Genomic DNA, 21,993 nt, shown 5'->3' with positions numbered 1-21,993 from the left:
GGCGTCCTGTCTCCTAGTAGAAGATATTTAGTAAATTTATTTGCAACAAGTTATGTTGGATCACGCGCAGATATGGTATTATGGGAAGTAGAGTGCGCGATGTGCTTGCTGTGAGGAGGGGTATGTTATGCGTCTATGTATGCCTTGTACGGACAGAGTGGGACTCTTGCTGGATGTTTCCCGGGTGTTGGCCGAATCGGGGATAAATATTGCTTCGGTTGAGATGGAGCGGGGGGCTGTGTACCTGAAATGCCAGACCGTATATGATGAGCAAAAACAAGAACTGATGCATGCCTTGCAACAGGTGGACGGAATATACAAAGTTATCGAGGTTTCGTACATGCCGTCGAAGGAACGGGCCGAGCAGCTGGATGCTATCCTGGCTTCTGTACAGGACGGAGTTTTGGCGGTAAATGAGCTTGGCATCCTTAAACAATGCAATACTGCGGCAGCCAGTATTCTTGGGCTGGACGACAATGGGCTGGAGCAGCCTCTGCCAAGTGAGCTGGCAGATAGCCTGCTTATTACCCGCACGCTGCAGGAGGGCCGCTCTTTCCGCAACCGGGAAGTATTCCTTGACAGTATTGGCGGCTATTGTGTTGTCAGCACCCGCCCGCTGCGCAATGATACCGGCGGGGTGGTTGGGGTGGTCGTCATGCTGCGCGATAGCCGGGATGTCCGGGAAATGATCCAGAAGCTTACCGCTTCCCTGCCTGTCACCTTCCGGGATATTTCCTGTGTCAGTCCGGCGATGGAAAAAGTACTGGAGCAGGCGCGGCGTTATGCGGGCAGTTCTTCCACTGTGCTTATCCGCGGTGAAACCGGTACCGGCAAGGAGCTGTTTGCCAGGGCGCTTCACAGTGATTCGCCACGGGCCAAACAAACTTTTATCCCTGTTAACTGTGCCGCCATTCCTGAAGCTTTGCTGGAAAGTGAATTATTCGGTTATGAAGAAGGTGCTTTTACCGGGGCGGCCAAAGGCGGCAAACCCGGTTTATTTGAACTGGCTAACGGCGGCACGCTGTTTCTTGACGAAATCGGGGAAATATCGGTGCATCTCCAGGCAAAATTGCTGCGTGCGCTCCAGGAAAAACGTGTTCGCCGGTTGGGCGGTTCGCGTGAGCTGCCGGTGGATGTGCGGATTATCACCGCCACCAACCGTGATTTGGAAGATATGGTGGCGCGGCAATTATTCCGGGAAGATCTGTATTACCGTTTGAATGTTATCCCGCTGTTTCTGCCGCCGTTAAGAGAACGTGCCGAGGATATTCCCTTGCTGGCCGAACAGTTTCTTAAGCGGTTTGCCGCCAAGCTGCAGTCGCCGGTATATCGCTTTTCGGCCGAAGCCCGGGAGAAGCTGCAGGCCTATTCCTGGCCGGGCAATGTGCGGGAACTGGAAAATATTATTGAACGGGCGGTTAATCTGGTGGATGGCCCGGAAATTAAGACGGAGCACCTGCATATCGGGAAAAAGTCTGCAGATAACAAGCCGGTAAAAGTACAATTTGAAACCTATCAGACGCTGGAGGAGCGTGTGGCTGAAGTAGAGCGTGAGATTTTACGGGAAACCATGAAGCGGTTCCGCTCTTCGCGGCGGGCCGGAGCGGCACTGGGGCTGTCCCATACCGCTGTTATCAAAAAGATGAAAAAGCATGGGTTATGGCCGGATAGTCCCGGTAAGGGCAGTGAATTCCCTGGCGAAAAACTGTAAACCAAGAGCAACAGTGTAAACCATCTTGTAAACAAAAGATTACGAAATGCTTGATTTTTCTTATAAATCCTTCTTTTTTGGGTTGGCATGCATCTTGCAATATAATAGGGCGAAGGCAAGATCTGCTTCCAACCAACGTTTTATATTCAGAAGGAGGATTTATTCATGGAAAAGAGAACTATCGCCGAACCGTTTAAGATTAAGGTGGTTGAACCCATCAAAATGACAAGCCGGGCACAGCGGGAAGAAGCCATTAAAAAAGCCGGCTACAATACTTTTTTACTTAATTCCAAAGATGTGTATATTGACCTGCTCACCGACAGTGGCACCACCGCCATGAGTGATAACCAATGGGCCGGCATGATGCTTGGCGACGAAGCCTATGCAGGCAGCGTTAATTTTTATAATCTCGAAGCCGCCGTACGCGAGCTTTATGGCTTTAAATATGTAGTGCCGACCCACCAGGGGCGCGGTGCGGAAAATATTTTGTCCAAGATTACCATTAAGCCTGGCGATTGGGTTCCCGGCAACATGTACTTCACTACAACCCGGGCGCATCAGGAAATGAACGGAGCCAGCTTTGCCGATGTGATCATTGATGAGGCGCATGACTCCCAAGCCGACCATCCCTTCAAAGGCAATATTGATTTAAATAAATTCCAGAGTCTGATTGACCGTGTCGGCGCCGAAAACATCCCGTATATCTGCGTAGCCGTTACCGTTAACCTGGCAGGCGGCCAGCCTGTCAGCATGCAGAACCTGCGCGAAGTCTCTGCCTTGGCTCACAAGCATAATATCAAGGTGATGTTTGATGCCACCCGTTGTGTGGAAAATGCCTATTTCATCCGGGAACGCGAAGAAGGCTATCAGGAAAAGTCAATAGCCGCTATCGTGAAAGAAATGTTCAGCTATGGCGACGGTGCTACCATGAGCGGGAAGAAAGACTGCCTTGTCAATATCGGCGGTTTCCTGGCTCTTAATGACGAGAAACTGTATCAAAAAGCCACCGAGCTGGTTGTTGTTTTTGAAGGTATGCCCAGCTACGGCGGTCTTGCCGGGCGCGACATGGAAGCCATGGCTCGCGGTATGTACGAATCTGTTGATTTCCATTATATCCAGCACCGTATCGGCCAAGTCCGTTATTTGGGAGAAAAGCTGGAAAAAGCCGGTGTGCCGATTGTAAAACCCATTGGCGGTCATGCCGTATTCTTAGACGCCCGTCAGTTCCTGCCGCATATTCCCCAGGATCAGTTCCCGGCGCAAATGCTGGCAGCCCAGCTCTATCTGGAATCCGGCGTGCGCAGCATGGAGCGCGGTATCATTTCGGCAGGCCGTGCCAAAGATGGCAATCACCATTATCCTAAACTGGAGCTTGTCCGCTTAACCATTCCGCGCCGTGTTTACACCTATGCCCATATGGATGTTGTTGCCGAATCGGTTATTGAACTGTATCAAAAACGCGACTCCATCAAAGGCTTGGAAATGGTTTACGAACCGCCTGTTTTACGTTTCTTCACCGCTCGCTTCGAACCACTTGCCTAGTGCTTTCGAGCCTGAAGGGTTACGTACACTAGCAAATAGGCCGAATAAGCTGTCGTTACTTATTCGGCCTATTTTTCTGATGCGAATTAACACACAATATTTAATTTTCAATAAAATGGAGGAATGTCTATGCACAAAAAAGTGATTCATACCCATGACGCACCTGCCGCTATCGGTCCTTATTCTCAGGCCATTGCCGCTCACAACCTGCTGTTTATCTCAGGCCAGCTGCCGGTAGATCCCGGTACCGGGGAAGTAGTTGCCGGAGGCGCTAAAGAGCAAGCACTGCAGTCGTTAGCCAATCTGCAGGCCATTCTCAAAGCCAGCGGCACAGATGTACATGCTGTTGTCAAAACCACGGTGTTTTTGAAGGATTTAGCGGATTTTCAAATTGTCAACGAAGTGTACGCCGGTGTTTTTACCAAAGACTATCCGGCGCGTGCCTGCGTGCAGGTAGCAAAATTGCCGAAAGACGTTCTGGTTGAAGTCGAGGCTATCGCCATCCTGGAAAATTGAACTTCTTATACCCGGTAAGAAAAACAAGGGGGAGATAATTGATGAGCATCTTTCGTACTAAGAGTATTGAATTGTTAAAACAGGAGGCAAGCAAGCACTCGCTTCGTAAATCATTAACTGCCATCGATATTATTATGCTTGGCATTGGGGTTATTATTGGCACAGGCATCTTTGTGCTTACAGGGGTGGCAGCAGCCAAATACGCAGGTCCCGGTCTTATGCTTTCGTTTGTATTGGCAGGTATTACCTGCGCCTTTGTTTGTCTCGCGTATTCGGAACTGGCCTCGATGGTGCCGATTGCCGGCAGTGCCTATACGTATACCTATACGTCGCTGGGCGAGTTTATCGCCTGGCTGGTTGGCTGGAATCTCATTCTGGAATACTCTGTCGGCGCCAGTGCCGTAGCCGGCGGCTGGTCGGCCTATACTGTCGGCATCCTAAAGACCGCAGGCATTGAAGTACCCAAGGCCCTGACAGCAGTACCTGCCGACGGCGGTATCGTCAACCTTCCTGCTGTCCTCATTACTTTATTCCTGACGTTTCTCTTGGTAAAGGGTGTCCGGGAAAGTGCCAATGCCAACCGTATTTTGGTTGCTATTAAGCTTGCCGCCATCTTCCTGTTCATCTTCCTGGCCGGGCCAAAAGTCAATGCCGCCAATTGGGAACCGTTTTTGCCGTATGGCTGGGCCGGTGTATCTGCCGGAGCAGCATTCATCTTTTTTGCCTATCTTGGTGTGGACTCTATTGCCACGGCAGCTGAAGAAACTCATAACCCCAGCCGCGATATGCCAATAGGCATCATCGGTTCGTTAGCTGTTTGCACCGTCTTATATATCACGGTTACAGCCATCATGACAGGTGTTGTCCCCTATAGCCAGCTGAATACGGCCGAACCTGTTTCTTATGTATTAAGAAGCATTGGTTATAATTTTGGCTCGGCGCTTGTGGGAACCGGTGCCATTGCCGGGCTGTCCACCGTGCTGCTGGTTATGATCTATGCTCAGACCCGTGCCTTTTTTGCCATGTCCCGGGATGGTCTGATTCCGTCCAAAGTTTGCAAAGTCCATCCTAAGTACGGTACGCCTCATATTATCACCATCATTGTCGGCGTAGCTGTTGCTCTTATCTCCGGCTTTACCCCCATTCATGTTGTGGCTGAAATGTGCAGCATTGGCACCCTGTTTGCGTTCATAATTGCGATGATTGGTGTTATGGTGCTGCGTAAAACCAAGCCTGACGCCGAACGTCCTTTCCGCTGCCCTTCACTTACCTTTGTTGCTGTTTGCGCCATCCTCTTTTGCCTCTATATCATGATTAACCTGGCGACAGGCACCTGGATCCGGTTTGTAGTCTGGAGTCTCATTGGTATAGCCATCTACTTCCTGTACGGACGTTCGCACAGCGCATTAAATAAGGATAGTGAACAATCCGATACCAAGGATAAGTAGACTGAGGCTGTTTAGAATCCTGGGAGGTTCCTCTCGATGAAGATAAGGGAAAAACTAATCATACTATTTTCAGTAATAACGGCAATGGTGGTACTGACAGTCTCGCTGCCGGCTTACTACTATACCCGGCACACGGTTGTTAACAGTATCGAATCAGAGATGAGCGCCATTGTAAGTAATGAAGTACAGGCAATTGACAGCTGGCTGAGTAAAAAAACCAAGGTCTTGGAAAACACAGCCAATCTGATTGGCAGGACAGTTGCCGTCGGCGAGATTCCGGTTAGTTACCTTCAGGCGGCTGAGGCTGATAAGGATATAAGGATTTCCTATATAGGCCTCAGCGACGGCCGGTTTATCAATAGTAAAGGGGAAACCCCGTCGGCCGGTTATGATCCGCGAACCCGCGGCTGGTATAAGCAAGCCCTGGAGACAAAAGCGCCAATCTATAGTGAACCTTATATTGATGATTATTTAAAAGACTATGTCGTCTCGGCCGCAATACAGTTAAGGGATGAAAACGGGAACATTCGCGGTGTATTAGGACAGGACATTCACTTGGTTACCTTGTCCAACATTGCTAAAAACGTTAACCTGCATGGCAAGGGCTACGGTTTTATTGTCGATAGCAACGGTGTCCTGCTGGCTCATCCTGATAAGGAATTGCTGTCCGGAAAGCTGTCAGAGTTACCCGCATTTTCTAAACTGGCAGCCAACATGCTGGTGCAGGATTATGGTATCGAAACCTACAGGGAGAATGATGTTTCCAGAATCATGCTCTACAAAAAGATGCCCTCTACCGGCTGGGTGATGGGTATTACCGTGTCAGAGGCGGAAGCGTACGCCGAGTTATCCCAGCTCCGGACAAAAATTATCATGGTAAATATTGCAGCAGTCTTTTTAGTTGCAGTGGTGGCGTTTTTCATTGCCGGCAAGTTTACCAGGGCGCTGAATGGGCTTGCTGAAAATGCCAGGAAATTCGCCACCGGCAATCTTACTGTCACCATGGAAGTTGCCGGCAAAGATGAAATAGCTGTAGTGGCTGCGGCCTTTAACCAGATGGGCATGAGTTTGCGGACACTAATCAGGGAGATCAATTCATTAGCCCATACAGTGGATACGACAGCTAGCGATATGCAGGTATCGGCCCGGAAAGCCACCGATATTGCCGAGCAAATCGCAATTACTGTTGATGACCTGGCTGCCGGCGCAGGTACCCACTCCGAGTCGGTACAGCAAGGTGCGCTGCTAGTTGAAAAAGTGAACAAGGCCATAACCCTGGTGACGGAAGCTGCTGCCGAATCAGCCAGTATGGCAGCAAAAGTGGAGGATTTTGTCGGGAAAGGCTACCAGGATGTTGCCAACCAGATGGAATTAATGCACAGGAGTAAGGCGGCGACTACCGGCGTAGGACAAGCTATCGCCGAACTCGCAGATAATTCCCAGAAGATAGGGCAAATCGTGGAAGTAATAACAAGTATTGCCGGACAGACAAATCTATTAGCCTTGAACGCGGCCATTGAGGCTGCCAGAGCTGGTGAGCAAGGGCGCGGTTTTGCCGTGGTAGCTGAAGAAGTGCGCAAGCTGGCCGAGCAATCGGCTGCTTCCAGCCGGCAAATTGCCGATTTAATCCGGGAAATCCAGCTTGGGACCGACCGGGCGGTAAAGGAGATCGGCATGACGGAAACTACTGTTACTGAGCAGGAACAGGCTGTGGCGCACCTGACAGAACAATTTAATGATATTAAACATGCCATAGCGAATATGGCAACAAGAATTCAGCAAGTAGCGTCAGGCACCCAGGCGATAAACGCCGAAGCTTTGCAGGTGGGGAATCTAATTACCGATATTGCGGCTGTCTCTGAGGAAAGTGCTGCCTCGACAGAAGAGGTGGCGGCAGCGACTAATGAACAGCAAAGCAGACTGGCAGAGATAGCCACCCAGGCAGATGCATTGCTGGCAAAAGCAAACATGCTGAAAACTGAGGCTGAACGGTTTATTATTTAAAGCAACTAAAGCATTATTCGAGTTGAACGGTATATAATCCCCTAAAGCTCTCTGCCAGGAGTAGCGCTGTTTTTAACGCAATCTTGCTGAAAGCCGGCAGGGGATTATATATTTCGAGAGGCACAAATACAAGACAACTTTTAGGATTTATTGAAGGAGGAGTACTTTAATGAAAAAAACTGTTGTCACATCCCTCGCTGCCGTGATGCTGTTAAGCGCCGGCACGGCCACGGCTGCCTCGTTTCCCGAGTTCAAATTCAATGGTGATGTGAAGCTTCATTACCGCTGGCAAACTGCCGATGGTGAACCCGATACCAAAGGCGGCAAATTCTGGTTCCGCTTGAATGCTGCTTCAGAAGTGGCTAAAAATCTCACTTTCTACACTCGTTTGACCACCCAGCATCTTAGTGGCGATAACATCGGCGCCGACTTTGATCAGGACCATTATCATGCCGATCATGCCACAACCCTGGATCGCATCGGTTTCATTCTCAAAGGTAAAAACTTTGACTATACCCTTGGCCGTCAGGATGTATTCTTAGGCCAGGGCCTGCTGATGGACTCCACCGGTTATTTGGGTACTAACAGGGGGGCTATTGACGGCCTTACTGCCACCGGTAAAGCCGGTGTCACCAACCTTACCTTCGTAGCCGGCCAGGCTTGGATGGATGGCGACGAGGCGAAGGTTTATGCTGTTGATGCTTCCTACAGCCCGGCAAAAGACTGGAAACTGGGCGCCACTGTGGCAGGGGTTACAGACCGTGACGCGGGTGAAGATTCCACACACTACGGCATAAATGCCGCCTACACGGCAGGCAAGGCAACCTATTTCGGTGAATACGGCAAATCAGATGCCGACTCTCAGGATAAAGGCTATGCGCTTGGCATAAGCTACGGTTTTGACAAGAAAAATTCTGTATTTGCCATCTACAACCGGGTGGAAGGCAATGCTGATCTTATTCCCAATACAACAACCTATGACAACAACGGCAAAGGCATGTACTACGGCTTCTCCCACAAACTTAAAGCCGACACAACCTTAGACCTGTTCTACAAAGATATGAAATATATCAGCGGTGACGACGCCGGCAATGCGTACACCTCCCTCCGTACCACCGTTACTTACAAATTCTAAGCTCCACAAGAAAACGCTGACTCCGGTCAGCGTTTTCTCGTGGGACAAGGGGACAGGTTCCTTGTCCCACATGGAAAAAAATGCTATACTAGCTTTGAGGTGATTGTATGCCAAGACAAGCTAGAGTGAAAAGTGAAAGTGGAATATATCATCTAGTGCTCAGGGGAATTAATAAACAAAATATCTTTGAGGACGAAGAAGATCGAAAAAGATTTTTAGAAACACTTGATTTTTATAAAAATAAGAGCGGCTATTTGTTATATGGGTTTTGTTTGCTGGATAATCACATACATTTGCTACTGAAGGAGCAGGCGGAATCAGTATCGCAGGCAATAAAGCGGATAAGCAGCAGTTATGTGTATTGGTACAATCAGAAATATGAGCGATGTGGACATTTATTTCAAGAACGCTTCAAGAGTGAAGCGGTGGAAACGGAAGAGTATTTTCTGGTAGTTTTGCGATATATTCACCAAAACCCGTTAAAAGCGGGGATTACCAAGCATATAAGAAAGTATTTATGGAGCAGTTATCAAGATTATGTCAAAGGTTCGGGTATTACGGATATAGACTTTGCTTTAGATGTTTTTTCAACAGAGAGAACAAAGGCGGTAGCGCTATTTAAGGATTATACCAGTGAAAATAACACAGATGCGTGCTTGGATTATGCAGAAAAAGTAGTTGCATCAGATAAAGCCGTAATGCAATGTTTACAAGCCATGGGACTTGCAAGTATTAGTCAGTTACAGCAACTGCCGAAAGAACAGCGCGATGAAACACTACGGCAGATGAAAACAATAGCAGGGACTACGATAAGGCAATTAGCAAGAATGACCGGAATCTCTAAGAGCGTGATTGATAGAGTCTAGATAGGGACAAGGGACCTGTCCCCTTGTCCCTAAGGAGTGAGGTTGCATAGTAACCATATTAGTATTACTGTACAGATGGGACTAATAAGCAAGGAACCTATGCCGAGAACACAATCTGTGAGCATATAAATCCCCCGGTACATCATATGCAGAGCGGCGGAAAAAAGAATTGCAGTATTTTCCAGAATAATAACTCTAAGAGAGTATTGACAGTGTTACAGCATTCGATTACTATATGTAAGTAATAAAGCGTAGACAATGGACAACTGGCTGGGTTAAAAGGACAAAGTAAAAACCAGCTGCCGATGGAACCCGGAATTTTTTTGCAGCATGTTGGGACAAGCTTTTGTATTGGTAACGAAACGTTGTCTGAGATTCAAGGGAATTATCTTAATTATTGAAGGAGGAGTACCCCAATGAAAAAAACTGTTGCCACATCCCTTGCTGCCGTGATGCTGTTAAGTGCCGGCACGGCCGCTGCTGCCTCGTTTCCCGAGTTCCAATTTAATGGTGATGTGAAGCTTCACTACCGCTGGAACACTGAAGATGGTAAAGATGACACCGATGGCGGCAAATTCTGGTTCCGCCTGAACGCCGCTTCGGAAGTTGCCAAAAACCTCACGTTCTACACCCGTTTAACCACCCAGTATCTTTCCGGCGATAACGTCGGTGCCGACTTTGATCAAGGCCATTATCATGATGACCATGCCACAACTTTGGATCGCATCGGCTTCACGCTCAAAGGCAAAAACTTTGATTATACTCTTGGCCGTCAGGATTTATTCTTAGGTCAGGGCCTGTTGATGGATTCCACCGGTTATATGGGTAAAAACCGGGGAGCTATTGACGGTCTTACTGCAACCGGTAAAACCGGTGTCACCAACCTCACTTTCGTAGCCGGCCAGGCTTGGATGGATGGCGACGAGGCGAAGGTTTATGCTGTTGACGCTTCCTACAGCCCGGCCAAAGACTGGAAACTGGGCGCCACCGTGGCTGGGGTGACAGACCGTGTTTCGGGTGACGATTCCACTCACTATGGCATAAATGCCGCTTATACGGCAGGCAAGGCAACCTACTTCGGTGAATACGGCAAATCGGATGCCGACTCTAATAACAAAGGCTATGCGCTTGGTGCAAGCTATGATCTGGATAAGAAAAACTCCTTACTTGCCGCCTACAGCCGTGTAGAAAGCAATACAGATATCATTCCCGAGATGACAACCTATGACAATGGCGGCAAAGGTATGTACTATGGTTTCGCCCATAAGATTGATGCAGACACAACCCTGAACTTGTTCTATAAAGATATGAAAGCCATCAGCACTAACGCCGATTACACCTCTTTCCGCACTACAGTCACTTATAAGTTCTAAGTGCAACAACCCGCTGACTAAAATCAGCGGGTTGTTTGTTTACACGGCATGGACTTTTCTGAAAAATACTTCTTTTATATTCTTAGCGAATTTTTAATCGGCATATGGTAGAATTAGTTAGGTTGGGTAGCAAGCGATTATTTGTAAAAGACTGAGGAAGAGGCTGAACAAATGGCGTGGACGATATTTGAGATTACGGGAATCATAGCATTTGCTGTCTCCGGCGCGTTGACCGGGATTCATAAACGTCTGGATGTCTTCGGCGTATTGGTATTGGCCATCACGACAGCGATTGGCGGCGGGATCATGCGGGATGTTATTATTGGTAATACACCGCCGTTAACCTTCCGGGACCCTACTTTTTTCATGATTAGTACTTTGGCCACCATTGGCGTTTTTTTTACTTATCGCTGGCTGGAGCGATTTAAACATACCATCAAGGTATTTGACGCTATCGGACTGGGTGCCTTTACGGCCACCAGCGCTAATCTTGCCGTTCAGCATAACCTGGATTCACTGTGGATTGTCACAACCGTTGCCGTAATCACCGGCATTGGCGGTGGTGTGCTGCGGGACGTATTTGTCCAGGAAATTCCGCATGTATTTCGCCAGGAGGTTTACGCAATAACTACCATTGTGGGAGCTGTTGCTTTTTATTATTCCCAGCAGTATTATACCGGCAATATTCCTATGTATCTCAGTTTTTGTATTACTACAGGCTTGCGGCTTTGCTGTATTAAATATGGCTGGAACTTTCCGGTGCTTGGCATGGATTCGAAGAAGGCAGTGTCCGGCAACCGCAATCCGGGAAACTAAAGCGCGATTTGGCAGCAAAATACAGAGGCTGTTCATCCTGGGGATGGGCAACCTCTGTATTTTTACTCCATATTCAAAGCCGGCTTGAGATGTTCCTGTGAGGAGGCTCACCGGCACTTTGTTATTTTAAGGTAAAGCGATTATCTCTGGGATGCCAGCCTTTTTTGCCAATAAGGATTTGCTGGTTCGGCATGTCACGGCCGTCTCGCTTGAGATCAAACTTGAGGGTATCTCCTTTGCGTACTTTGAAGCTAAACTCGTCAAAGCCGCGGCCGGTTAAGCGAAAACGGATGGATTTACGGTTACGATCCAGTTTGATGAAATCGCCATTTCCCATGCTTTTTTCATTAATATCGTAAAAACGCCCATCTGTTCGAATTTCACCGGAAAATACATGCTGGCCGCGTAAGTTTGCTGATTTTACATGGAATTCGTCATTTCGCTCATGCCAGATGGCCAGGCTGGGGGGAGCGAGAAAACTTTGATAGGGGCGGCCCGCGGAACGGTCGCTCCAGGCAAACGCTGTTCCGGACAAAGTGACCAGAAAGCAGGTAAGTACAACTAAACAGGCAATTTTTCTCATGAAACTCATCTCCTTAATATGGTTTTACTAGTACTATATAACAATAATTTGACAAAAGTATGACAATGAAAAAAATAGCAAGACTGGCGGCATATTCCTGTGCGCGTCCCGGTTTCGCGTTGTGGTATATGGTGCTGACAGTGCAGATGACAACTCTGGTTAACGGTGAACCGGAGTGAATAACAATAAACAGCGAGAAAAATGGCTAAATTATGACAACTTATGTCAAATATGGTTCCGTATAGGGTGGGGATGTGTTAAAATGGTGCTAAGATTTTAACGTAGTCGCTGCTGAAAGGAGAGGTATCATGCCTGAGTCAAGATTTCGTACCCAGATGCATATGTTTCTTGATATCGTTTTGGATATCATACCATATTTTATTTTTGGCGTTGGCACGCTTGGAATTACAGTGCTGATTTTATATCTAATTGGGCCTAAATAATTATGTTTGCATTTGGTACAGGCAGGGCAAATTTACCTCTTTTATCCCGTAGGGTGTAAGGCCTGGCAGGGACTGTTCGCTCGTCTTGCGTGTAAAGATAGAAATAATCCGGCAGTGAAAAAGATCGCTTTTCCTTGAGCACAAGGTTAGCGATCTTTTCTTTACCCAATGCACCACAAGCTCCGGCACGGGTCGTCCTATAATGCTGCGCCGCTGGCGCTTTAATGCCGTATCTTTCTAAACAAAAAAAGGTTTTTACCATAAATTGGAGAAGACAAAGAGGGGGGAAAGTTCGGCATTTAGGGGGAGATAGCTTTGCGGAAGCCATCTATTAAAGGTCTGTTCATGTTTGGGGTCTTTTTAGCTTGCACCATCCCTTTTATTTTAGGCTGTTTGTATGTTCAGATGATGGTTGCCGATGAAACCAGACAGGATTTTGAAAAAACTGCATTTGATGCGATGGAGCGGGTAGCTGCGAGTGTTAATAATCAGCTTCAACCTGCCAATCATCTGATAAGCTCATTTGCTAAAGACGAACGGACAGTACAGCTTTTTGGTGCTATTGGCAGGCGTATCATAGCAGATTCTTCACAACTGGCACCGGAGGAGTACCAGCATATAATGGTAGCCGATCAGGTTTATCGTGAAAGTTTACATATCGCATTGGTGACAAATACCGACGGTTATATCAGATATCCGGATTTTTTGGCAAAACCGGAGTTTGACCCTCGCAAGCAGGACTGGTATCGGCAGGCAGTCATGAACCGGGGGCGGCCTTATATAACCGAGCCTCATTTGCAGCCTGACGGGGAATATGCTGTTTCGGTTGTTCACACCGTCGAGCAGGATAATGAGATAGCCGGGGTAGTGGAATTTAGCTGGGGTTTGCGGACTTTACAGCAGGAAATAGAAAAAATAGACATAGGGGAAAATGGTTATATAGTAGTTCTTTCTCAGCAGGGTAAAATAATTGCCTGTCCCAAACACCCGGAATGGCTGCTGCAGACTTCGTACGAACTGAATGTTCCGGAATTGATGTATCTGGACAGGCAGGGGAATTTTGCGGGCCGGGAAGCCGAAACCGGTAATGGAGAACTTCTCTATGTTGATGTACTTCCCAATACCGGCTGGAAGGTGGTAGCCGTTTTTGACAAATTTGCCTTAAGCAAACGTGTCGGCGACAGGCTATATCCGATACTATACATCTATTGTGCCGTTATGCTGTGCGTGCTGCTGTTTATTTATTTACTGGCGCAAAAAAAGGTAATCGAGCCGATTCGTTATTTAATCAATGGGGCGCAGGCTATCACCGACGGCTCCAGCTATGTGCCGATTTCCATCCGGGCCAATGATGAATTCAGTGTGCTGGCTAATACGTTTAATAAAATGATACATGTGTTAAAAAAAAATACAGATAAAGTCGTAGAGCAAAACCTGGAAATTAAAAAGCGTGAGCGGGAATTTAAGACCCTGGTGGAAAATGCGCAAGATATTATATTCAGGCTGTCGAAGAATAGTAATGTTGTGTATGCCAATCCGGTGTTGGGAAATTATACAGGTATGCCGTCACGCTGGCTTATCGGCAGGCATATCCAGGATTGTGGATTTTCCAGTCTGTTTGCCAGTACGGTAAGAAATATTGTTGATGGAAAAGCAAAGGATGGATCTTTGGAAATCGAGCTGCTTAACAAAAGTGGTGAAACTGAGTATTTTTATGCACATATTATACCGGAATACAATGACAGCCAAACCGTTGAGACTGTGCTGTGCGTATTGCGCAATGTTACGCATAAAAGGCTTATGGAAAAGGAAATGCTTCGTCTGGACCGCTTAAATATCATAGGGGAAATTGCTGCTGCAATTGCGCATGAAGTGCGCAATCCGATGACAACCGTACGTGGATTTTTACAATTGCTGAGAAAAAAAGAGCGCGACGGTGAGCGCCAGTCTTTCTATGATTTGATGATTGAGGAATTGGACCGCGCTAATGAAATTATTACTGAGTTTTTATCTTTGGCCAGAAATAAAACTATTAAATTAAACACAATGAATTTAAACGGTATAATTGATGCTATCACACCGCTGATTAGGGCAGATGCGCTAATGACAAATAGACGTTTGCGGCTGGAGCTTGGCGAGATTCCCGATTTGGAACTTGACGCCAAAGAAATACGGCAGCTGATTTTAAACCTTGCCCGTAACGGCTTAGAGGCGATGACAAGCGGCGGCACGCTGACAATAAGTACCTGTGAGGAACAGGGAAGTGTTATTTTAAAGGTCAGCGACCAGGGCTCAGGCATTGATCCTAAAGTGCTGAAAAATTTGGGCATGCCGTTTATAACGACCAAGGAGAATGGCACCGGTCTGGGGTTGGCTGTCTGCTACAGTATTGTGGAACGGCATCAAGCGCGAATACAGGTTGAATCAGGCAGCGGGGGAACGACTTTTTGTATCCGGTTCAGCCAGGTTTTGGCCTAAGCTGCAATTCGCGGGAAGGATGAGGATGAAAATATATAATAGCAATTTAGCAATAAAATGCTGACAAGTGTAAAACTTGATGATACTTATAAAGAATAATGTTGACACGGAATGGATCTTTTTGTATCATGTATGTATAATACTATAAACCAATGACGATGAACGGAAGAGTAGTTATATCCCGGTACTTACAGCGAGCTGGAAATGGTGTGAGCCAGCAGTAGCGAATATAATGAAAATCATCCGCGAGTTGCGGGCTGAAGGTTTAGTAGGCTGCGCCGGGTTCTCTTCGGGAGAAATTGCCGCCCGTTACTGCGGCGAGGTATCGAGTTTATACTCCGTACCTATGAGCGGCTATGGGTAATACCATAGTAAATTGGGTGGTATCGCGGATTAATCTCCGTCCCTTGTGAAAGGGACGGAGATTTTTGTGTTTTCAATTAGTAATTTTAATTAGGGTAAAGTGACAGAAGGAGGTAATTGAATTGAAAATGTTAGGGGCGGAAGCTGTTATTGAATGTTTGAAGGCCGAAGGCGTGGAGATGGTATTCGGCTATCCGGGAGGCTGTGTGCTGACACTGTATGATGCATTGTTCAAAGCCAACTTTCCCCATGTTTTAACCCGTCATGAACAAGGGGCGGCTCATGCTGCCGACGGGTATGCACGCGCAACAGGAAAAACCGGAGTTTGTATTGCAACATCAGGCCCGGGGGCAACCAATCTGATAACCGGAATTGCCACCGCGTATATGGATTCTGTCCCGTTGGTGGCGATTACCGGCCAGGTCGGAGTACCGGTAATCGGCAAAGATGCTTTTCAGGAAGCCGATGTCTGTGGTATTACGACACCGGTGACTAAACATAATTATTTAGTTAAAAAAGTGCAGGATTTGCCAAGGGTCATGAAAGAAGCTTTTTACATTGCCCGCACCGGACGGCCGGGACCGGTTGTTGTCGATATTTCCCGGGATGTATTTAACGCTACCCTGGATTTCGTGTACCCGGAGACGGTGAACCTCAGGGGTTACCGTCCGTTGTTTGACGGTGACGCGGCAGATGTTGAACTGGTTGTGGAAGCATTGGCAGCAGCCCGGAAACCGGTAATTTTTGTCGGCGGTGGTGTCACTCTTTCTGATACGGCGCAGCAGCTGCGCAAGTTTGCCGGGTTAACAGGCTTCCCGGTGATTTCCAGCCTGATGGGACTTGGCTGTATTCCGGCCGATTCGCCGCAGCATTTGGGCATGGTGGGGATGCATGGTACTTATGCCGCCAACATGGCTACGATGGAGTGCGATCTCCTGCTGGGAATCGGCGTTAGATTTGATGACCGGGTAACCAGTCTGGTTAAAGACTTTGCGCCGCAGGCCAGGATTGTGCATCTTGATATTGATCCGGCTGAAGTAAATAAAAATGTACGCGCCGAGCTGCGTGTAGTCGGAGATCTCCGCTGGTCGCTGCCGCTGCTCTGCGACAAGGCGGCAAGGCGCAGTCCGCAGGAATGGCAAAGCGACATTGCCGAATGGACTCAGCTTGTACAGGAGTGGAAACATACTAAGCCGTTAACGTATACTCAGGCTAGTAAAAATATCATGCCGCAGGCCGTTATTGAACAGGTAAGTCGGCTGACCCAGGAGAATACTATTGTAGTGACCGATGTCGGGCAGCATCAGATGTGGACGGCGCAATTTTACAATTTCCCGCGGGAGCGTTCGCTGCTGACTTCAGGTGGTTTAGGTACGATGGGCTATGGTTTGCCGGCAGCCGTCGGTGCTCAGTTGAGCATGCCTGATAAGCAGGTGGTGCTCTTTACCGGTGATGGCAGTATCATGATGAATTGCCAGGAGCTGGCCACTGTCGCAGACCATGGACTGCCAATCAAGATTGTTGTACTGAACAATCAGGTATTAGGCATGATCAGTCAATGGCAGCGGATGTTCTATGGACAGCGTTACTCTCACTCCAGCTTCAAGGGACGCACCGACCTGGTGAAGCTGGCTGACGCCATGGGGATTAGGGGCTTAAGGGTTAGTGAACCGGAAGAATTAGCTTTCGCCCTGGAAGAAATGCTGCGGATGCCAGGGCCTGTATTGCTCGAAGTGCTGGTACCGCCTGTGGAAGATGTACTGCCGATGGTTCCTCCGGGTGGGCGCCTGGATCAAATGCTGTTGGGAGGATAAAAAGATGAAATATACTTTGGCTGTATTAGTTGAAAATAGGCCGGGTGTTCTGACCCATATAGCCGGCCTGATTAGCCGGCGGGCATTTAATATTGAAAGTATTGCCGCCGGTTACACCGAGGAGCCGGATACAACCCGGATTACGATTAGTGTGGAAGCGGAAAATGAGGTCGAGCTGGAGCAGGTAGTCAATCAACTGTCAAAACTGGTGGATGTTATCAAAATTGTCAACCTTACCTATGTTGAGTCCATTGAGCGGGAATTGGCGCTTATTAAGGTAAAAGCCAGCAAAACCAACCGTTCTGATTTAGTCAATGTCGTAGAAATCTTCCGGGCCAAGATTATTGATATCAACCGGGAAACAATGGCGATCGAGCTTACCGGTGAAGAAAGCAAAATCGACGCTTTTTGCGAGGTGCTGCTGGACTTCGGTATCATTGAGATTGTCAGAACCGGTAAAATCGCACTTTCACGGGGACCGGTTCCGGCAAAAGAAATGTAGGGCTGGGCAGCGGGTGGGACAAGGAACCTGTCCCCTCGTCCCAAAAGAGGCAGGCGCGTTTTCGCGGCCTGCCTCTTTTGGTATTTTCGTTGAAAGTATGGCTTCCTGGTGTTTCAGTTCTGTTGAAATGATTTTGCCGGCGATACTAATTGAAAGTCGAATAAGGAAGCGGCTTCTTTTGACAACAGGAATTCAGCGATTTCTTCTTTAAGGATGGAAAGTCTTACTGCATCGGCAGGGGTTAAGGTGCCGTCATGGGTTTTATAGGCCAGGGTAATGAATTCTGGCGGTAACAGACCATGCTTTAAGCTCAGGACCAGTTTTTTTCCGCCATAATCGATTTCAAAGTAATATTTGCCGCCCAGGCCGTCGGCGGCATCGGGAGCATCCTTGGCAAACGCGGCAGGAGGATCAACAAGCAGGGTTCCCCGGGATTTCGCCCGGGTAACCAGTTCCAGGCCGTCGATAATGCCAGGCCCGTGAACTCCCAGCAGGATAACGAATTTTTCCCGGGATGGCGTTTCATCAGGTGAGAGCAGGCAGCAGGCCAGTTCCATCAGCTTAAAAGCCATGGCTACTCCGCCGATAAATTCCCGGCCATGATAGTTAACCATGTCTTGAAAAGAAATTGTGAGCACATCATTACGGTCTTTAATCATTAACCTATGCGGCATCTTATCACTCCTTCTATGCTTGCAGGTTATTATTTTTTTGCTATAGTTTCCAGATAAAATCAGACAAATGCAGGCTTCTGTCAAAATACTGAAAGGTCGCTTCCACATTACGGGCCTGCTCTGGTGCAATGTGATGGCAGGCTTCGGTAACCAGGTTATCGGGATAAACACCTACCCCGGTACCGTTGTCACAGCCGGCAGCGCAGTTATAAACCTCCAGCAGTGTGGGCAGGCGATCGCCGGCCGCCAAGGCCGACTGGTAATCATCCAGGAAACTATATACTGATCCGGTACCGCTGAGCTTACGGTAATGCCCCTGGGGGAACTGTGCGGACAAGCATTCGGAAATTCCTCCATAGGCATTGAGGGTCTGGCCGCCGCCTTCCCGGGAATCGCTGAAATCCACCGGTTCATAGTTGCTTACATCAATACCCGCATGCAATAAGTATTGCTTTAAGCGGCCAATGGTTATGTTATAATCCACGCCGGTATGGTTTGGACGATTTTGCCGCAGTTCTGAACGCTTAGCAATACAGGGTGATAAAAACGCCAGCTTTTCCGGCACATTGCGGTATTTTTTCAGATAGATTCCCGAACAGATAAGGGGGCTATATACAGGCATCAGGTGTTTTTTTAGCGCCGGTGCGTGTTTCATAATATAACTGGTAACAGCAGCGCAGGGGGATGAGATAAACGGCGTGTTCTCCTTGCGGCGCAATACTTTCAGATAGGCCCAGAGAGTAATATCTGCCCGCAGCAATACATTGTAAAAGGACACAACCCCTAATGTTTTGAGAAAGCCGAAAACCTGGCGGTAATCAGGAAAATGCCGTTGCACTGCAGGGGCGACTAATAAGGAAATCGGGGTTCCTGCAATTAAGTCCTGGAGAAAACGCTGGATATCATCCTGATATTCGACAACCTTGCCGGGACAGCTTTGCAAGCAGGCGCCGCAGGTGATGCAAGCCTGAGCGGCAATGGATTGTATTGAGCAATCGCCGGCAGCAGAGCAGCGGCCGTAGAGTGGGCAAGCAGTCAGGCAGGTCTGGCAGCTATGGCAATGCTCCTGTGACACGACGATTTCGGTGCCGGTTATTGTGCGGTTTGCCGCTTGATATTGTGCCGCCTTGCCAGTAACACAAAACATAAAATACCTCCTGTGACACCGGTTATCAACTGAGGCCAGCTCAGCATCATGGTTATAATTGCTGCCAGGTTCTCAGGTATGTTGACTGCCAGCATGAGCCAGGATACCGAAAAATAAAGGCCGGTCATCTTTGCTATTGCGGCTGCTGCAACCGCAAACCAGCGATTGGTTGTAAAAAACAAGGTGTAAGCGGCTATATAGACAATATTGGCGGCAGCTACCGGCAGGATTAACACCGGGAGCGGCAATGCCTGCTGGAAATAAGCGATAACAGGCGCGATAACTGCGAGCAGTATGGCCGCCCGCCAGCCGGCTGTTTCGACGGCAGCCAGCAGGCAGGCGTTAACAGCACTGCCAATGACAAACATGGATACAAACGCAGGTATTGGCATAAGCAGTCTGAGTGACTGTAACAGAAACATCAGCGCCAGCAGTAACGATGCTCTGGTCATTTTTTGGTACATGGTTGCCTCCTCTCTGTGCTGTAGTTTCGGGGTTAACCGGAACAAAGGTTAAAACTTCATAAGAAGTTTGCTGTGGATGTACATTCCCTGTAAAGAGAGATCATCATCCTTTTTATTGAGCAGGTTTTCAATACCCACAGACAGAGTGTTGTTTTTATCCAGCGATTTTTCCACATTTAGATTCCAGATGGAGTAGGATTTATTTTTTTCTACATTGGAACCGGCATCATGCAAATAATCGGCATACATTTCGCACCACAGATTGGCTCTGACGGTTTTTTGATCATTGTAGGACAGGCGGGAGGCCAGTTTGTGTTTGGCGCGGTTGAGCAGCCGGGTATTGGTCACATCATTGGTTGCATCCAGGTTGGTGTAATTGACCGACCAGGAGAAGGTATCTGATAAGGGGTATTTCAGTTCGGCTTCCACCCCCTGCAGCGTTGCCTTGCTTATGTTTTCATATTGTATTCTGGTGGCGCTTACCCAAGATTCCTCAATCATGTTGTCAAGCTTATTGGAAAAATAGGTAAGTTTTCCTGTTGCCTTACCCCAATCCTTTTCCAATGACAGCTCATAAGAATCAGATTCCTCGGATTGCAAGTTGGCATTGCCGTCTAAGGTTACTACCTTGCCGTTACGGTTGACCTGAGAACTAATATACAATTGGTTGGGCGTGGGGCTGCGGAAACCCTTGGCAATATTCAGCTTAACCCTGGAATCAGAGCTGGCTTCATAGGTTAAGCCGAGTTTGGGGCTTAGATTGCTTTCAAATTTATTGCTGTCATCATAGCGCAAAGAGGTGACGGCCAGGAGCTTGGGTGAGATTTGCCATTGATCCTGTATGTATAGTGCGGAATAAGTAAGGTCGATGGAAGAACCCTCGAAGCTCTTGCCCTCATAATCAACATAAAAGATGCCTTCCCCTGTACGCACTCCTGTGCCGCGGAATTTTTCCGGACGGTATTCGCCGCCGTAGGTCAGGACATGATCTGAACCGACATTGCGTGTTAGACGGGCTTCAAAGCCAGGCAGAGTGCGGTGAGAATCCCCGTAATTCATTAGTTGTGCATTAGCCAGGTTGTGTACATCAACCTTTTTATAGTAGTCAGATAAGTAAGCGCGCAGAAACACACTGCTATCGCTCTGCTGTTTCGTATAGCTTAGTGAATAATCATACCGTTCATTATCATCATGGATATTGGCTTTGATGGCTCCTTTGGCAGTTTGTTTGTAGGCAAGCTCACGGGTATCTTCATTCATATAGGCCGCCGTGAGAGTCAGCGCTTCCTTATCTGTTAATTGATAATCTACGCGGGCGCTGATGTTTTTCCGGACGCCATAAGGGGCATAGGTTGTTCCGTCGCCTTTAAATGAAGCGTCATTTTCCAGGTGTGAGCCTGAAATAGTTACACCGGTTTTACCGTGGATGCCGGAATCATAAGTGAAATTATAGTTGTCCTTAGCGCCTTTATTGCCGGTGAAAGCTCCGTGCGCCAGGCTGAGGGTAAAGCCTGGCTCAACAGCCTGTCTGGTTATGATATTGACTACTCCGCCCATCGCGTCTGTGCCATAGAGGGAGTTGACCGGACCACGGACAATTTCAATACGTTCGACATTTTCCAGTGGTATTCGGTCAAGTTCATAATTCTGATCGATTTCTGATGAGAGGCGTCTGCCGTCAATGAGGATCATGGAAAATCGCGATTCAAAGCCGCGAATGGAAATGGCATCCCGCCCGGTTGAACGAATGATACTGATATCTGTTGCGGTGCTGATAACATCTTTCAGCGTTTGAGCACCGCGTGCCTGGATATCGGCTTTGCTGATTACCTCCACCGATGCCGGTACCAGCTTTTTGTCCATACCGGTTTTAGTGGCGGTAACGACGATTTCCGGTAGTGTAAATTCTTCGGGTGGCATTTCTTCCGCGTAAGTGTGAGTGGTGGAAAGGGTCAGCGCGATCAAGGCCAGCAGCGTTTTTTTCTTCACATTATCTCCCCCTGGTATATAATTTTTAATATATGATAATGAAAACCTTTATCAATTACCGATATGTGTATTATAATTGTATTAAGAGCTAATAGGTGTATCCCAGGTTACATATTTTGAAAATG

The 21,993-nt window shown here is 47.9% G+C and carries 17 protein-coding genes and 1 other annotated feature; of the genes, 12 read left to right on the top strand and 5 right to left on the bottom strand.

The genetic code is table 11. The features are described from left to right. Positions 1-127 precede the first annotated feature (127 nt). From SPSPH_RS18795 to SPSPH_RS18755, 9 genes are all read left to right on the top strand, one after another. Complete coding sequence (locus SPSPH_RS18795) at positions 128-1,711, top strand: sigma 54-interacting transcriptional regulator (protein ID WP_075757965.1); 1,584 nt, start codon at positions 128-130, stop codon at positions 1,709-1,711. 165 nt (positions 1,712-1,876) lie between these two features. Then, positions 1,877-3,253, top strand: coding sequence for a tyrosine phenol-lyase (locus SPSPH_RS18790; protein WP_075757964.1), 1,377 nt, complete (start codon positions 1,877-1,879; stop codon positions 3,251-3,253). 129 nt (positions 3,254-3,382) lie between these two features. Beyond that, on the top strand, positions 3,383-3,769 hold the full coding sequence (locus SPSPH_RS18785) for a RidA family protein (RefSeq protein WP_075757963.1): 387 nt from the start codon (positions 3,383-3,385) through the stop codon (positions 3,767-3,769). 41 nt (positions 3,770-3,810) lie between these two features. Beyond that, positions 3,811-5,217 carry an amino acid permease gene (locus SPSPH_RS18780; protein ID WP_075757962.1) on the top strand — a complete coding sequence of 469 codons (1,407 nt, stop codon included), beginning with the start codon at positions 3,811-3,813 and terminating at the stop codon, positions 5,215-5,217. Positions 5,218-5,253: 36 nt separating this feature from the next. Then, complete coding sequence (locus tag SPSPH_RS18775; protein ID WP_075757961.1) at positions 5,254-7,221, top strand: methyl-accepting chemotaxis protein; 1,968 nt, start codon at positions 5,254-5,256, stop codon at positions 7,219-7,221. Between the two features lie 169 nt (positions 7,222-7,390). After that, complete coding sequence (locus SPSPH_RS18770; protein ID WP_075757960.1) at positions 7,391-8,356, top strand: hypothetical protein; 966 nt, start codon at positions 7,391-7,393, stop codon at positions 8,354-8,356. 107 nt (positions 8,357-8,463) lie between these two features. Beyond that, a complete protein-coding gene (locus SPSPH_RS18765; protein WP_075757959.1) occupies positions 8,464-9,222 on the top strand; it encodes a transposase in 759 nt (252 codons plus the stop codon). Between the two features lie 416 nt (positions 9,223-9,638). After that, complete coding sequence (locus SPSPH_RS18760) at positions 9,639-10,595, top strand: porin (protein ID WP_075757958.1); 957 nt, start codon at positions 9,639-9,641, stop codon at positions 10,593-10,595. A 171-nt stretch (positions 10,596-10,766) separates the two neighbouring features. Beyond that, positions 10,767-11,411 (top strand): trimeric intracellular cation channel family protein, encoded by a 645-nt coding sequence (locus SPSPH_RS18755; protein ID WP_075757957.1) that lies wholly within the window; start codon positions 10,767-10,769, stop codon positions 11,409-11,411. Positions 11,412-11,532: 121 nt separating this feature from the next. Here the strand turns inward: SPSPH_RS18755 and SPSPH_RS18750 are convergent, their stop codons facing one another. Beyond that, the gene (locus SPSPH_RS18750; RefSeq protein WP_075757956.1) at positions 11,533-11,994 is read right to left on the bottom strand and encodes a hypothetical protein; all 462 of its coding nucleotides are present in this window, start codon (positions 11,992-11,994) and stop codon (positions 11,533-11,535) included. A 758-nt stretch (positions 11,995-12,752) separates the two neighbouring features. Between SPSPH_RS18750 and SPSPH_RS18745 the strand changes: the two genes are divergently transcribed. The 3 genes from SPSPH_RS18745 (at position 12,753) to ilvN (ending at position 17,594) form a co-directional block, all read left to right on the top strand. After that, positions 12,753-14,915 carry a HAMP domain-containing histidine kinase gene (locus tag SPSPH_RS18745; RefSeq protein ID WP_075757954.1) on the top strand — a complete coding sequence of 721 codons (2,163 nt, stop codon included), beginning with the start codon at positions 12,753-12,755 and terminating at the stop codon, positions 14,913-14,915. Positions 14,916-15,064: 149 nt separating this feature from the next. Beyond that, positions 15,065-15,326 (top strand) — a binding site (T-box leader). A 74-nt stretch (positions 15,327-15,400) separates the two neighbouring features. After that, the gene (ilvB, locus tag SPSPH_RS18740; RefSeq protein ID WP_075757953.1) at positions 15,401-17,092 is read left to right on the top strand and encodes a biosynthetic-type acetolactate synthase large subunit; all 1,692 of its coding nucleotides are present in this window, start codon (positions 15,401-15,403) and stop codon (positions 17,090-17,092) included. 4 nt (positions 17,093-17,096) lie between these two features. After that, the gene (gene ilvN / locus SPSPH_RS18735; protein WP_075757952.1) at positions 17,097-17,594 is read left to right on the top strand and encodes an acetolactate synthase small subunit; all 498 of its coding nucleotides are present in this window, start codon (positions 17,097-17,099) and stop codon (positions 17,592-17,594) included. Positions 17,595-17,707: 113 nt separating this feature from the next. On the opposite strand, the gene SPSPH_RS18730 is transcribed toward ilvN, so the two are convergent. The 4 genes from SPSPH_RS18730 to SPSPH_RS18715 are packed head-to-tail and all read right to left on the bottom strand — an operon-like array spanning position 17,708 to position 21,868. Continuing rightward, a complete protein-coding gene (locus tag SPSPH_RS18730; protein WP_075757951.1) occupies positions 17,708-18,268 on the bottom strand; it encodes a hypothetical protein in 561 nt (186 codons plus the stop codon). Positions 18,269-18,308: 40 nt separating this feature from the next. After that, positions 18,309-19,415 carry a [Fe-Fe] hydrogenase large subunit C-terminal domain-containing protein gene (locus SPSPH_RS18725; protein ID WP_083945729.1) on the bottom strand — a complete coding sequence of 369 codons (1,107 nt, stop codon included), beginning with the start codon at positions 19,413-19,415 and terminating at the stop codon, positions 18,309-18,311. Then, entirely contained in the window at positions 19,361-19,879 is a 519-nt protein-coding gene (locus SPSPH_RS18720) for a hypothetical protein (protein ID WP_075757950.1), read from the bottom strand. Before SPSPH_RS18720 ends, SPSPH_RS18725 begins: the two co-directional genes overlap by 55 nt. Positions 19,880-19,927: 48 nt before the next feature. Then, positions 19,928-21,868: a TonB-dependent receptor plug domain-containing protein gene (locus SPSPH_RS18715; protein WP_075757949.1), complete on the bottom strand. Its 1,941-nt coding sequence runs from the start codon at positions 21,866-21,868 to the stop codon at positions 19,928-19,930. Between the last annotated feature and the right edge of the window lie 125 nt (positions 21,869-21,993).

The sequence above is a fragment of the Sporomusa sphaeroides DSM 2875 genome (assembly GCF_001941975.2).
GTDB lineage: Bacteria > Bacillota > Negativicutes > Sporomusales > Sporomusaceae > Sporomusa > Sporomusa sphaeroides.
This window is presented reverse-complemented; position numbering and strand designations above follow the sequence as displayed.